The organism is Pandoraea faecigallinarum (genome assembly GCF_001029105.3).
Classification (GTDB): domain Bacteria; phylum Pseudomonadota; class Gammaproteobacteria; order Burkholderiales; family Burkholderiaceae; genus Pandoraea; species Pandoraea faecigallinarum.
In genome coordinates this window covers 1,245,233-1,259,092 of sequence record NZ_CP011807.3, presented here as the reverse complement: position 1 = coordinate 1,259,092, position 13,860 = coordinate 1,245,233, and the positions used below count along the sequence as shown (strand labels likewise).

The 13,860-nt window shown below is 61.4% G+C and carries 13 protein-coding genes and 1 tRNA gene; 5 read left to right on the top strand and 9 right to left on the bottom strand.

What is annotated here, in order from left to right:
- Positions 1-36 precede the first annotated feature (36 nt).
- The 5 genes from cobA to AB870_RS05695 form a co-directional block, all read right to left on the bottom strand.
- Positions 37-786 (bottom strand): uroporphyrinogen-III C-methyltransferase, encoded by a 750-nt coding sequence (gene cobA / locus AB870_RS05715; protein ID WP_047907275.1) that lies wholly within the window; start codon positions 784-786, stop codon positions 37-39.
- Between the two features lie 2 nt (positions 787-788).
- The gene (locus AB870_RS05710; RefSeq protein ID WP_047907274.1) at positions 789-2,090 is read right to left on the bottom strand and encodes a sulfate adenylyltransferase subunit 1; all 1,302 of its coding nucleotides are present in this window, start codon (positions 2,088-2,090) and stop codon (positions 789-791) included.
- A 101-nt stretch (positions 2,091-2,191) separates the two neighbouring features.
- Entirely contained in the window at positions 2,192-3,139 is a 948-nt protein-coding gene (gene cysD / locus AB870_RS05705) for a sulfate adenylyltransferase subunit CysD (protein WP_047907273.1), read from the bottom strand.
- Between the two features lie 144 nt (positions 3,140-3,283).
- A complete protein-coding gene (locus AB870_RS05700) occupies positions 3,284-4,000 on the bottom strand; it encodes a phosphoadenylyl-sulfate reductase (RefSeq protein WP_047908846.1) in 717 nt (238 codons plus the stop codon).
- Positions 4,001-4,104: 104 nt separating this feature from the next.
- Complete coding sequence (locus AB870_RS05695; RefSeq protein ID WP_047907272.1) at positions 4,105-4,881, bottom strand: sulfite exporter TauE/SafE family protein; 777 nt, start codon at positions 4,879-4,881, stop codon at positions 4,105-4,107.
- A 133-nt stretch (positions 4,882-5,014) separates the two neighbouring features.
- On the opposite strand from AB870_RS05695, the gene AB870_RS05690 reads away from it, so the two are divergent.
- Positions 5,015-5,956 (top strand): CysB family HTH-type transcriptional regulator, encoded by a 942-nt coding sequence (locus AB870_RS05690; RefSeq protein ID WP_047907271.1) that lies wholly within the window; start codon positions 5,015-5,017, stop codon positions 5,954-5,956.
- Positions 5,957-6,081: 125 nt separating this feature from the next.
- On the opposite strand, the gene AB870_RS05685 is transcribed toward AB870_RS05690, so the two are convergent.
- Together AB870_RS05685 and AB870_RS05680 are read right to left on the bottom strand one after the other, a co-directional pair.
- On the bottom strand, positions 6,082-7,116 hold the full coding sequence (locus tag AB870_RS05685; protein WP_157112252.1) for a hypothetical protein: 1,035 nt from the start codon (positions 7,114-7,116) through the stop codon (positions 6,082-6,084).
- Between the two features lie 95 nt (positions 7,117-7,211).
- Entirely contained in the window at positions 7,212-8,552 is a 1,341-nt protein-coding gene (locus AB870_RS05680) for a BamA/TamA family outer membrane protein (protein WP_237170063.1), read from the bottom strand.
- A 341-nt stretch (positions 8,553-8,893) separates the two neighbouring features.
- Here AB870_RS05680 and AB870_RS05675 point away from each other — a divergent pair, with 341 nt between their 5' ends.
- From AB870_RS05675 to AB870_RS05665, 3 genes are all read left to right on the top strand, one after another.
- Positions 8,894-10,063, top strand: coding sequence for an ABC transporter substrate-binding protein (locus tag AB870_RS05675; RefSeq protein ID WP_174554714.1), 1,170 nt, complete (start codon positions 8,894-8,896; stop codon positions 10,061-10,063).
- A gap of 184 nt (positions 10,064-10,247) precedes the next feature.
- A tRNA-Leu gene (locus tag AB870_RS05670) sits at positions 10,248-10,332 on the top strand.
- 108 nt (positions 10,333-10,440) lie between these two features.
- Positions 10,441-11,802, top strand: a complete 1,362-nt coding sequence (locus AB870_RS05665) for a DUF6538 domain-containing protein (protein ID WP_047907270.1) — start codon at positions 10,441-10,443, stop codon at positions 11,800-11,802.
- A 64-nt stretch (positions 11,803-11,866) separates the two neighbouring features.
- Here the strand turns inward: AB870_RS05665 and AB870_RS05660 are convergent, their stop codons facing one another.
- Together AB870_RS05660 and AB870_RS05655 are read right to left on the bottom strand one after the other, a co-directional pair.
- A complete protein-coding gene (locus tag AB870_RS05660) occupies positions 11,867-12,430 on the bottom strand; it encodes a hypothetical protein (RefSeq protein ID WP_167362679.1) in 564 nt (187 codons plus the stop codon).
- Positions 12,431-12,515: 85 nt separating this feature from the next.
- On the bottom strand, positions 12,516-13,049 hold the full coding sequence (locus tag AB870_RS05655; RefSeq protein ID WP_147291614.1) for a hypothetical protein: 534 nt from the start codon (positions 13,047-13,049) through the stop codon (positions 12,516-12,518).
- Between the two features lie 158 nt (positions 13,050-13,207).
- Here AB870_RS05655 and AB870_RS05650 point away from each other — a divergent pair, with 158 nt between their 5' ends.
- A complete protein-coding gene (locus AB870_RS05650; protein ID WP_047907268.1) occupies positions 13,208-13,789 on the top strand; it encodes a recombinase family protein in 582 nt (193 codons plus the stop codon).
- Positions 13,790-13,860 lie beyond the last annotated feature (71 nt).

Below are 13,860 nucleotides of genomic sequence, written 5' to 3'. Positions count from 1 at the left end.
TTGGCGGGTGCGCGGCAAACGCCCGCGAGTCCCGCCTCAGGCCGCGTGCTGTGCACTGCGCGCGAGCCCCTCGGCGCGCGCGCCGGCGAAGACTTCACCGATGAGCAGAACACTCGGTTGCGACGCGTCGAACCACGCGGCGGCGCGCCCTTCGCTCAGGTCGCCGAGCGTGAGGAACAGCCGGCGCTCGCGGGGCGTGGTCGCCGCCTCCACGATGGCCACAGGCGTCGACGCGGGCTTGCCCGCCGCGATCAGGTCCGCAGCGATGCGTTGTGCCGCATCGCGGCCCATGTAGTAGACGAGCGAATCGGCGCGCGCCTGCGTTGTGATGTCGGCCGATTCGGGCGCACGGCTTTGCGTGGCGAATGCGACGCTTCGCGACACGCCGCGCAGCGTGAGCGAGCGCCCAAGCGTTGCGGCGCTGGCCAGTGCCGCCGTAATGCCCGGCACGACTTCGACCTCGATGCCCGCCGCTTCGAGCGCCCGCAGTTCTTCGTCGGCGCGGCCGAACAGCATCGGGTCGCCGCCCTTCAAACGCACGACAAGCGAATGCGTGCGGGCATGATCGATCAGTTGCTTGTTGATGAACTGCTGCGCGCTGGAGAGCTTGCCGCAGCGCTTGCCCACCGCGACGAGCTTCGCTTGCGGGCACAGTGCGAGCATTTCCGGCTCGACCAGTGCGTCGTGAAGCACCACATCCGCCTGCGCGAGCAAGCGGGCACCGCGCACCGTGATCAGATCGACGGCGCCCGGTCCGGCGCCTACCAGATAGACCTTGCCCGGCATCGTCAGGCCGCCAGTGCGCGAATCATGCCAGCGGCGACGGTGTGATGCGTCGCTTCATCGATCAGCACGAAGGCGCCCGTGGCCGGGTTGACGTCGTACGTATCGGCGGCCACCGGCTTTTGCAGGGTCAGTTGCACGCGGCCGATGTCGTTCATGGCAAGCGTCGTCTTGTCCGTGCCGTGCAAAAGCGTGCTCACGTCGAGCACCGTATCCACGCCGCCGACCTTCACGTACACCGTGCTGGTGGCTTGCTTGAGCAGGTACTTGCGCTGGGGCGCAAGGGCATCTTCGTCGAACCAGCACACGTCCGCCGTGAGTTTGCGCGACGGCTCCAGCACCGAGTCCGCACCGACAAGGGTGTCGCCGCGCGACACGTCCACGTCTTCGCTCAGACGGATCGTCACGCACTGGCCCGCGAACGCCTCTTCGAGCAGGCCATGCGGACCGATGATTTCCGCCACGGTCGCCGTGCGGCCCGCGGGCAGCACGCGCAGCGACTGACCGACGCGCACGGAGCCCGATTCCACGCGGCCCATGTAGCCGCGAAAATCGTCGGCGTGCGAGCCGTCCTGACGCGCGACCAGTTGCACCGGGAAGCGAAGTTCGCCGCCCGTTTGCGCGACCGGCAGCGATTCGAGCACGTCGAGCAGGGGTTCGTCCTGATACCAGGGCATACGCTCGCTCGCGTACACGATGTTGTCGCCCTTGAGCGCGGACACCGGCACGAAGCGCACGTCTTGCAGACCGAGGCGCTGCGAGAGCTCCAGATACGCGGCGCGAATATTGTCGAACACCGTCTCGCTGTAATCGACCAGATCCATCTTGTTGATGGCGACGATCACGTGCTGCAGGCCGAGCAGTTTCACGATGGCGCTGTGGCGCTTGGTCTGTGCGAGCAGTTCGGTGCGGCCGTCGACTTCGGTCACGCGCGTGGCATCGACCAGAATGATGGCGGCGTGCGCAGTCGATGCACCCGTGACCATGTTGCGCGTGTACTGCTCGTGGCCTGGCGTGTCGGCAATGATGAACTTGCGGCGCGCCGTGGTGAAGTAGCGATAGGCGACGTCGATGGTGATGCCCTGCTCGCGCTCGGCTTCGAGGCCATCGGTGAGCAGCGAGAAATCGATGTCCTCGCCGGCGGTGCGCTTGTTCTTGGCACGCGCCAGTGCGGAAAGCTGGTCGGTCAGCACCGACTTGCTGTCGTACAGCAGACGGCCGATCAGCGTGCTCTTGCCGTCGTCGACGCTACCTGCCGTGATGAAACGCAGCACGCCGAGGTCTTCCTGATGCGGGGTGAGGCTCATGATCTTTTCAACTCGATTGCGTGGCCCGGAGCGACGATGTTGCGTCGCCCGCGGGGCCGGTGTCTCTGAACGTGGCTCCGATGGCTACCCGAAGTAGCGAATCAGAAATACCCTTGCTTCTTGCGCTGCTCCATCGCCGCCTCCGACGTCTGATCGTCCATGCGGGTGGCGCCGCGCTCGGTGATGTCCGTCACCGCCGTCTCGGCGATGATCTCCACCGGGCTCGACGCAACGCTGGCCACCGGGCATGTGCAGCTGATGTCGCCGACCGTACGGAAGCGCACGTGCGCCAGTTCGCTCGACTCGCCCTCCAGCTTCGGCGTAAGCGGCGTGACCGGCACGAGCAGGCCGTTGCGGCGCACGATTTCGCGCTCGTGCGAGTAGTAGATCGACGGCAGATCGAGGTTTTCGCGAGCGATGTATTGCCACACGTCCAGTTCGGTCCAGTTCGAGATCGGGAACACGCGCAGATGCTCGCCCTTGTGCAGACGGGCGTTGAACAGGTGCCACAGTTCGGGGCGCTGGGCCTTCGGGTCCCACTGACCGAATTCGTCGCGAAACGAGAAGATGCGCTCCTTCGCACGCGCCTTTTCCTCGTCGCGGCGGGCGCCGCCGATCATCGCGTCGTAACCGTGTTCGTCGATGGTTTCGAGCAACGTGACCGCCTGTGCGGCGTTACGCGAATCGTTCTCCCGACGCAGACGCACGGTGCCGCGCGCAATCGAATCCTCCACATGGCCCACAACCAGCTCGGCGCCGAGCGCCCTGGCGTGACGGTCACGGAACTCGATCACTTCCGGATAGTTGTGGCCGGTGTCGATGTGCACCAGCGGGAACGGCAGTTCGGTCTTGCGATTCGGGCCGAGACCGAACGCCTTGAGCGCCAGATGCAGCACCACGACCGAATCCTTGCCGCCCGAGAACAACAGCGCGGGCTTGCGGCACTCCGCCACGACCTCACGCAGGATGTACATCGATTCGGCTTCGAGCCAGTCCAGATGATCCATTCGCGAGCCATTGGCCTGCGCGACTTCGTGCATCGCACCCATAGTGTTCCCTTCCTTGACGATTCCGAGTTGTTCCGAGATTCGATTGGCTTCGATGCCCCGCCGCCGCATTCGACCGGCGGGCACACCGCGTTCCGTCTTGTTGTGCGGCAGACGGGCCCGTGTCCGCCACCGCGCTCCCCTGCGTCAGCCCGGCTGCACCGAGACGGGGATCTTGCTCAGATTGCTCGCGTGCAATCCGCACTCCTTGCTGTCGCGCGACTCCCACCACCAGCGTCCCGCCCGGCTGTCTTCGCCGGGGCGAATGGCGCGCGTGCACGGCTCGCAGCCGATGCTCGGATAGCCGCGCGCATGCAGCGGGTTGACCGGCACGTCGCGTGCGGTCAGGTAGGCCCACACTTGGGCTTCGGTCCAGTCGAACAGCGGGTTGTACTTGGCGATACCGCGCGCGTCGTCTTGCTCCGCAAAGGCGAGTTCGCCACGCGTGACCGATTGTTCGCGGCGCTGGCCGGTGAGCCAGGCATCGGCGTCGGCGAGCGCGCGGCCCAGCGGTTCGACCTTGCGGATCTGACAGCAGGCCTTGCGCAGATCGACGCTTTCGTAAAACGCGTTCGCGCCGTGTTCGGCGACATACTTCTCGACCGCGTCGGCTTGCGGTGCGTACTGCACGACGTCGTACCCGTAGCGCGCCTTGATCTTGTCGATCATGCCGAGCGTCTCGTCATGCAGACGCCCGGTATTGAGGGTGAAGATGGTGATCGGCAGTCGCTGACGCAGGATCATGTGCGTGAGCAGCATGTCTTCCGCGGCGAGGCTGCTCGCGAACTTCACATGGCGATGCGAACCGGCGATGCGGGCAAGACGCTCGGCCAGCACCGCTTCCATTTCGTCGAGCAGCGCCATGTCCTGATGCTCGGCATCGGCAACGTTCGACGGCACGGCAGCCGGGGTGGGGTCCCGGCGGGATTCGTTTCGCATCTCGCGAACTCCTTGGTTTATGTGGGGCGTCAGCCGGCCAGCTTGACTGCCGCGAGCGTGAGCGTCGCCGCCAGCGCCCCGCGCACGATGCGCTCGGGCAGATGACGGGTGAGCTTCGCGCCCAGCCAGATTCCGGGCAGAGAGCCGATCAACAGACTGCCGAGCAGTGCCCAGTGCACCGTCTCGAGCCAGATATGGCCCAGCGCGGCAATCGCCGTGAGCGGTACCGCGTAGGCAATATCGGTGCCGGCGACTTCGGCCGGTTCCAACTGCGGGTAAAGCATCAGGATCAGCGTCGCGCCAACGGCACCGGCGCCAATCGAGGAAATCGTGACCAGCACGCCAATGACCGCTCCCACCAGCACGGTGGCCAGCGCCTGCGTACGGCCCGTCAGTTGCCAGTTGGGATGCGCACGAAGTGTCGCCAGCAGTCTGGCGCGGAACAGCAGCGAGAGCACCGTAAGCAACACCGAAGCGGCAATCGTCAGCTTGATGACGTGCAGCGCCGCTTCGTCGATACCGCCAAGGCGCTTCAGAAACAGGATGGTCACCAGCGCCCCGGGCAATGCGCCGAGCGTGAGCCGTCGCACGATGTGCCATTTCACATGGCCATGCGAGCGGTGCGCCACCGTCCCGAAACTCTTCGTGACGGCGGCAAAAGCCAGGTCAGTGCCTACCGCGACGGGTGCGGCATACCCCAGAAGGAGCGTGAGCAGCGGCGTCATCAGAGAGCCCCCGCCGACACCGGTCATGCCGACCAGCAGGCCGACGCCAAATCCGGAAAGGGGTTCGAGCCACAGCGACATGGATGACGTTCCTGGTGGGTCCTAAATGCCTGTAGGGAATAACGTTATCGAAACAGTGGCCCCCACTGTAATGAAAAGGCTATATACTTCAAACGAATTAAAAATTGTTTGTATATTTTCTAAAGTTATACAAATGAACCTGCACCAGTTCCGTTTCGTGCGCGAGGCCGTCCGTCAGAATTTCAACCTGACGGAGGCCGCCAAGGCACTGTTCACCTCCCAGCCGGGCGTATCCAAAGCCATCATCGAGCTTGAAGAAGAGCTCGGCGTGGACATCTTCGCCCGTCATGGCAAGCGCATCCGTAATCTGACGGAGCCCGGGCGCATCATCTTCGAGTCCGTCGAGCGGATCCTCATGGAGGTGGAAAGCCTCAAGCGGATCGGCAAGGACTACGCGGCCCAGGATCAGGGCAGCCTGACCATCGCCACCACGCATACGCAGGCGCGCTATTCGCTGCCTCATGCCGTGGCCGAATTCAAGAAGCGTTATCCGAAGGTGCGCCTGTCGATCCTGCAAGGCAGCCCGACGCAGATCGCCGAGATGGTGCTGCACGATCAGGCGGACCTGGCCATCGCCACGGAGGCCATCGCCGGGTATAAGGATCTCGTGTCGCTGCCGTGCTACCAGTGGCAGCACGTGGCCGTGGTGCCCCCCGATCATCCCCTGCTGCAACTGCCGTCGGTCGGTCTTGAAGATCTGGCGAAGTACCCGATGATCACTTACGACCCGCAGTTCGCCGGGCGCGCCAAGATCGATCAGGCCTTCGCGCTGCGTCACGTCCAGCCGGACATCGTGCTCGAAGCGATCGACGCCGACGTCATCAAGACCTACGTCGAACTGGGGCTGGGGGTGGGCATTCTGGCGGGCGTGGCGTTCGATCCGGAGCGCGACCGCAATCTCCGGGCCATTCAGGTGGGCCATCTCTTCGGCACCAACGTGACACGCGTCGCCCTCAAGCAGGGCGCCTATTTGCGCGGCTACGTGTTCACGATGGTTGAGCTGCTTTCACCGATCCTCACCCGCAAGCTGGTGGAACAGGCATTGCGCGGCGAACACGAGAGTTACGAGCTTTGAGGTTGCCGGCCGATGGGCCGGCAGGCACGCGTACCGGTCTTTGCGGACGATGCGCTAGAACGCCTCGTTGATCTGAAAGTAGACGCCGCGCGTCTGACGTCCGAAGCCCACGTCGAACCGGACGTTCACGCGCGGCTTGAACTCGAAGCGCCAGCCGCCTCGATCGGGATATCGAAGTGGCCGGTTATGACCGCCTTCGTGCGAAACCACCTCGCGCCGACATAGGGGGTAAGAATACCGGCCGAGCCGAGATGCACGTTCCAGCCGATGCGCGGCGAGATATTCCACGAATGAATCAGCGACTCCGACATCGAAATGTCGGAGACGGTGTAGGTCACCGGCAGTGAAAAGAACAGGTCGCCATAGGTGCCGACCAGCGTGAAGCCGCCCCCATACGTATGGCCGCTGTAATCGGCATGCGCTGTGGGGAGCTTGATCGGATTGGCGCAATTGGGCGCGGGACGCCTGCCTGCGCAGCCGATGTTCAGCCCGAAGAACTGTTCGAGCGCGGTGAGCGACGAAAAATTGATGTTGATGTCGCCGCCGCCGCGCACGTTGCCCACAATGGCGTAGACGTTCATGAAGGGGAACAGCCACGCGCCCAACTGGAACTGGTTCGACTCGCTGCGAATGCGCGACGGCTCGAACTGGACGAAGTCGGCCGAGTGCAGTCCATTGCCGTTCGCGCCGACCATCAGATGGCTCAGTTGATAGCGCTGGGTGCCGTTGAAATACGAGTAGCCGACGTCATACGGGTTGGGCAGATCGTATCCTCGGTCAATGACACGCTGCGCAAAGAAGGGCAACGCGCGGTCCCAATGTTTCGGCGTGGCGGGCGGCGGCACTGCCGCATCGGGCGATGCCGCCCCGCTCGACGATGCCGAGGCATTGGCCGTCGCCCTGTCATCCGGCGCGCCGGATGCCGACGGTGCACCCTCTTGTTCCGGAGTGGGAGAGGGCGTGGCCGTCGGCCCGATCACACCGCGATACCAGCCGCGACGCGCCGTGACGTCACCGCCGTCCATCGACGTCGGCGCGATCATCGTGGCGCCCGTCGTGGCGGCCCCCCAGGCGGCGGCGTCGCGAGGTGCCGCGATCAGGCACGCCAACGCGCCGGCCATGAGGCACCAGATACCGGTCCGGCCGGAAGTTCGCCACATCCGCCGGGTCTGCCGTGGCTGCAATAACGTCCGCATAAGGGAGCCTTGTTCTCGCCTTGTTCTCGTTAACCGGTTGAATGGATGGCGAGCGGGCGTCAGCGCCACGCACTGCCGACCTGGATGTAGAAAGCGTTCTCACCCTTGCTGTGCGCCACGTCCACACCCACGGCCAGCCCGAGTTTGGCGGCAATCAGATAGCGAAAGCCCGCGCCGACGCTAACCACGGCATCCGCTTCGGAGAAGGATTTCCATTTGCCCCATGCGCGCCCCGCCCCGCTGAACCCGAGCACGGCCCAGCGCGGCGTGACGTTCCAGCGCAATTCGGCTTCCACCATTGCGGCGTTCTGGTCCTGATACCGGCCCTGCTGCACGCCGCGCAGCTTCACGTAGGGCTGTGCGTAGAACGGTGTGTCGCCGGCCGAGAAGCGGCCGTCCAGTCGCAGGCCGAGAATCCAGTCACGCGCGAGCGGCAGCCATGTGTAGCCGCGTCCGTTGTATGTCTCGAACGACTGTGAGCTGCCCGCCCACGGACGCGCCGCCTGGATCTCGAGCTCCAGATAACTGCCCTTGTCCGGGAAAAACATGTTGTCGCGGCTGTCGTAGTCGATCACGAGACCGACCTTGCCGATGCGCCGCTGGACGCCGGGTAAGCCAACCTCCTGCGCAATTTGTCCTGTGAAATGAGTATTCGAATCGAAGTAGGTGTAGCGCGGGCCGACGAACCAGTGCGATTTGCCGATGCGAAACAACACCTGTTGCACGAGCAGCCAACCGTTGAGTTGATAAGAGCGCGGCGAATTCGACAAACCGTAGTAGTCCGTCTTCATGTTCACCTTGGCTAGGCCACCGAGATACCGGATCGAATCGCCGCCCCACGTATGAAAATGCATCAGCCCGGCGCCCCACGTGCCGTTTTCCGTATACAGGCCTCCGACTGCCGTAATGTTGGGCGGCGACATGACGCCGGTTTCTTTGGCGTTTCTCGCCACATCGGCCATCGATTCGGAAAAGAACATCAACGCCACGCCGCCGCCATAACCGATAGCCGGCTCCGTAATGATCATCGGCACGGGCAATGCGCCGCGGTGATTAAGCAGAAAATCGCTGGCATCGAAATCACCATCGTCGGGCGAGCGCCAGGCGACCTTTCGTGACGTCTGTGTCGCAATGGCATCCGATTTCGCGCTCGTGGCAGTGCGCACATCGGACGATGCAGCCGCGGACGTTGCATCCGCCGTCTGGGCGTAGGCGACGCTCGTCGGCACGGCGCAGCACAACGCGACGGTCGCGGCAAAGCCCCGCCAGGCGGTGCTTCGTGTCAGGATGTGGCAGCAGCCAGCGGCACGCTTCAGCGCTTGGCGACTCGCGATTCGCGCCGGCGGCATCAGTTTGCCGGAGGCCGTTGCCCTGCCCTTCCCCCACGACAGTCTCTGCATTGGCGGTTCGCTCTCCGGGGCGCGAAAATGAAATCGACGATATTTAAATCCGCATCCATCACCCAAAAGCCAGACAAAAGTAATTTAAATTACCCTTGAATTGTCATTTCATTATTCATTAAACATCAATAACGACAAAACACTAAATCAGATGGTAAGGCTTCGTCAAAATTAATTTTTAATTCATCGAACTCATCCGACGTGGGGAGCAGCGTATGGGACAGACGGCGAGGGTCGGGGCCCGATGGCTGGGAGGCCGAGGTAAACGGTAAGTATTTTTTCCGGCGGGTAAGATGCGGGCGGTGCGGTATGCTTACGCGATTCGACCCAAAGGAGACCCCATGCGCTCACCTCTTCGCGGCATTCGCCTGTCGGGCGTGCTGCTCGCTCTGACCCTGACCGGTGTTGTGACGGCCGCCAGAGCCGATCTGACCGTCGGTATCGATCTGTCGTCGACGGGACCGGCAGCGGCCATCGGCATTGCCAGCAAGAACGCCATGCAACTCTGGCCTGACCAGATCGGCGGCCAGAAGGCGCATTACATCTTTCTGGACGACGCCTCCGATCCCGGCACAGCCGTGAAGAACACGCGCAAGCTCATCAGCGAGAACAAGGTGGACGTCATTGTCGGCCCGAACATCACACCGAGCGCGCTGGCCATGCTGGACCCGATTTCCGAAGCGGAAACGCCGATGATCACGCTGATCGGATCGGCAGTTGCCGTGGAGCCGCAGGACGCGAAGCGTCGCTGGGCGTTCAAGATGGCTGCCAACGATTCCGCGATGGCCGACGTGATGACGCGTTATATGGCGAACCATGGCGTCAAGACCGTCGGCTTCATCGGTTTCGCCGATGCGTACGGCGACAGTTGGCTCAAGGAGTTCTCGAAGTTCGCGGCGTTGCGTAAATTGACGATCGTCGCGCAGGAGCGCTTTAACCGCACGGACACGAGCGTGACGGGGCAGGCGCTGAAATTGATGTCGGCCAGACCGGACGCGATTCTGGTCGCGGGCTCGGGCACGCCGGCGGCATTACCGCAGCGTACGCTTCAGGAGCGAGGTTATCCGGGCAAGATTTACCAGACGCACGGCATCGCAACGTACGACTTCGTGCGTGTCGGCGGCAAGGACGTCGAAGGCACCCTCTTCCCGACGCAACCAGGCGTCGTCGCCAAGACGCTGCCGGCCGGACATCCGGCACGCACGGCGGCACTGGCGTTTACGAAGAAGTACGAGGCGAAGTACGGCGCGGACACCGTGACACAGTTTGCGGCCGATGCATATGGCGTATGGGATCTGCTCAACGACGCCGTGCCGCGCGCTGCGAAGCTGGCGGCGCCGGGCACCCCGGCGTTCCGTGTGGCGTTGCGTGACGCATTGGAGTCGACGCGTAACCTGGCGATTCCCAACGGCATCATGAACCTGAGTGCGCAGGACCACGTCGGTCTGGATCAACGTGCCGGTGTGATGGGGCAGATTCAGAACGGCAAGTTCGTGTTCGTCTCGGACTGACGCCCGATGCCTGACATTGGCGTGGCGAACCGGGGCGCGGCGGGCCCGATAGCGGCGGCCATGTCAGGCGAACGCGGCGGGCTTGTGGCCGACGGAAATATCGGTCATAATCTCGCCTTCGTCCGGTGAACCCTAGGTTCTTCGAACGACTCACGCTGCGGCACCGTTCGGTGCACGCACACCTGCCCAGGTGGTGAAATTGGTAGACGCAGGGGACTCAAAATCCCCCGCCGCAAGGCGTGCCGGTTCGATTCCGGCCCTGGGCACCACAATCCCGGCCAGGGGCACCACGAAATCCCAGTATCCATGCGGGTTTCCAGCAACTTAACGCCAGCACCGATGAGGTTTGTGGGGTAATCCTATGGGATATACTCCTCATGAAGTTGACTCTCGGTGTCCTACGCGTGTCTCTGAAAAATGCCTTCCTCCGTGGTGGTGTCATTTACTACCAGCGAGCAATCCCGAAAGACTTACAGGGCCGCTACTCCGCCAAGCTGGTGAAGACCAGCCTAGGGACTAGCGATGTCCTGATCGCCAAACGGAAGATCGAACAGATTAATCGCGAACTCGAAGCGGAATGGGCGCTCATGCGCGGCCACCCCGAAGCGACCCCGAAGAGTATCCAAGGGCAAGCGATAGAGTTGCTCCGTAAGTGGGGCCTGTCTCCCGATCCGACTCCAGACGATGCTGATGCCGTTGAACTGTTTCGCGACCATCTCGATGAGAAGCGGGAGCGCTACGCAGACGGGGACGAAGCGACCTATCGGGATGCCGATGGCAGCGAGTACCTAAGCCCGGTCGAAATCAAAGCAGCGCAAATCATTGCCGGTACCGTGAAGCCTGTCCTCACGGATGCTCTTGAGTTGTATCTTCAGGTCCACCCGAAGCGCTCCGACGAGCGTTTTGAGGGACATACGCGGCTCGTGTTCAAGACACTGACGGATGTCGTCGGAGACAAGCCAATTGCAGACCTGTCACGAAGTGATGCGCATAAGTATGTCGCGGCTGAGATAGCCCGTGGGGTGAAGACCGGCACCGTCAATCGCTACATGAATACGATCCGGGCAATCATCGGCACTTGGTTACGCGAGAAAGAATCGGACAAGCCTAACCCCTTCACCCGCATCCCGATCCCGGAGAATGGTGGCGATGCGAAGAAGCGGGAGCCGTTTACAGGGGCAGAACTGCGGACGCTCTTCGATGCGTGCAAGACCAAGGATGATGATGTCCGGTGGTTGACTGCCATTCTGGGTGACACCGGAGCACGTCTAGCGGAAATCACTGGGCTAGCTTTGGATGACCTCGTGTTGGACGCTGAGACCCCGCACGTCGTTATTCAGCCTCACCCTTGGCGCTCCCTCAAGAACGCATCTAGTGCCCGTTCAGTGCCCCTAGCGGGCATGGCGCTATGGGCCGCCCAGAGGGTCAAGCAGGCCGCACGTAGGGGCCAGATATTCGCATTCCCCCGCTACACCTCGGCGGATGGGACCAAGGCCACGCATGCAAGCAACACCATTGCAAAGTGGATTCGGAGTCTGGAGGTAGACGGTAAGGCCATGAATCACACAGCCCATGAGCTACGCCACACGATGGCGGATCGTCTCCGGGATGTGCAGTGTCCCGAGGACATACGGCAGGCCATCGGGGGATGGGCTACGAGAGACATCGCATCTAAGTACGGGAAGGGCTACAGCCTAAAAGTGATGGCTGAGTGGCTAGCCAAAGTGAGGGCAATATGACCATCCTAAGACAAAGGATTGGAGGGCAATGGGATTTGTGGTTTTCCATCCTAAGCACTTTTCGTCAGCGGGCAGGTGTTCTTACCGCCTCGATTAGCCAAGCTTCGTAACCATCCAATCCATCAGCACCACCGTAGCGAACAATACCTTTCGTGAGGGAATCAAGGACAAAGGCAATATGCTGTGTGAAGGCGACGAGCCAATGAATGTCGCTGAGTGGCTCTGGCCTTCCTGAGGCAAAATGCCACGGGCCAAAGCACGATTTAATTGGTTCAACATCAGACGGCTCAACATGGGCGCTCAGATCGTGCGCAACCTTATTTCGGAGCGCGTTAAGGGCAACCACCCCAGCACCATGCAACTCAAGAAGGCTGCCAGGCGGCAACCGTTTTATCTCCCACTTCTTTGCGAACCCCATGCGCTCCCTTTGTTTTACGCTGAGATTAGGGTTTGCAATCTCCAAGTACCGATCTAAAAATCTCTCAATTATCAGATGCGATAGCAAAATCTGGCCGATCAACTCCCGGTCCTTTCCCAAATAGGCAAGGTACTCGCCATTGAACGCAGCCACACATTGCTCATGATGGTCGGCGTCATTCAGCATGGTCCGAACAAATGCGGAGTTCATTAGTGACCTTGTAGACTCGTCCGATTCCATTTTTTGCATGTCCAAAATTTTGACAAAAAAAAATGTGAGACCTTCCCCTTCGACCTTACCTAGGCGAACCTCCCCCCATACCCCCAAATATCTGCCTCATTTCCTTAGGCATTGCCGCGCGTGCCGATGGCGTATTCACGATGATTCGATTCGCCACCGAACGAAGTCCGTCAATGACAAACTTCAAGTCTTCGGTAGAGACCTGTTGCATCGTCGGTTGAGCGCCGGGACGCTGCTTCAGAAAATTGGTTACCGAAGGCCCTTGATTTGATATGCCCCATTGCCAGTGGGCGAATTGATTGCGCTTTTCGGTTAAGAGCTTGTAATCACCTAGCGCAGCCTTTAGAGCCCGGTCCGCGTCTGGATCGTCGGATGGCCGAAGCTCTAGCAATGCCGATATGATTTCCTTCATCTGCGCAGGCTTTAGGTTGCCTTTGTCAATGAGTACCTTTGCAGAGTCCTCATCGAGACCGCAGCAATCCATAAAGAGTGTGTACACGAGCATCTCCACAAACGAATGAACGGAGATCATTTCACCCAAGCACTTTAAATAATCTTCAGGCAGTACCGACCACGTTGTATTTGTCACGCCTATATCCCCCAAGTTTCGAGCATTCTACCCAAGCCGGGTCTGTCCGAAGAGGATCACTTGCGTACTCCCCTTGCGGCATATGTACGAAACTAAGGTTTGCATTATTTCGTACACCACCTATAATTCGTACATCCCTTTGGTACATAGAGATCATCATGTCCCGTGTCTTCGCTTACTGCCGCGTGTCCACTACCGACCAGACCACAGACAATCAAGTCCGAGAGATTGAGGCCGCAGGCTTCGCGCTCACGCCTCGACGCACCATCACGGAACATATCTCCGGGTCCGTCACGGCAATGGATCGCCCGAAGTTCAGGGCTCTAAGTGAGAAGCTTGAATACGGTGATGTTCTGGTGGTGACGAAGTTAGACCGCCTTGGACGTAATGCGATGGATGTCCGTGCTACGGTGGAAGCCCTCGCCGCTGAAGGTGTCCGGGTTCACTGCCTCGCTCTCGGTGGTGTTGACCTGACTAGCGCAGCAGGACGGATGACGATGCAGGTCCTTGCAGCAGTAGCAGAGTTCGAGCGGGACCTGTTGATTGAGCGGACCAATGCAGGTATCCGCAGAGCCAAGGCCGATGGCAAGGCATTCGGCAGGCCTTCAGCGCTTTCCCCTGAGCAGCAGCAGGAGGTGCGCCGGAAGTTGGCCGAGGGTGTCCCAGTGGCGCAGCTAGCGCGGGACTTCGGGACTACCCGGCAGACCATCATGCGGGTCCGTGGCCGCGAAGCGGCATAGGGCAGATCGAATTAGGGCACACAATAGGAGACCCTTCGATAGGTAGCATACTAGGAGGATCCTGCCGTCCG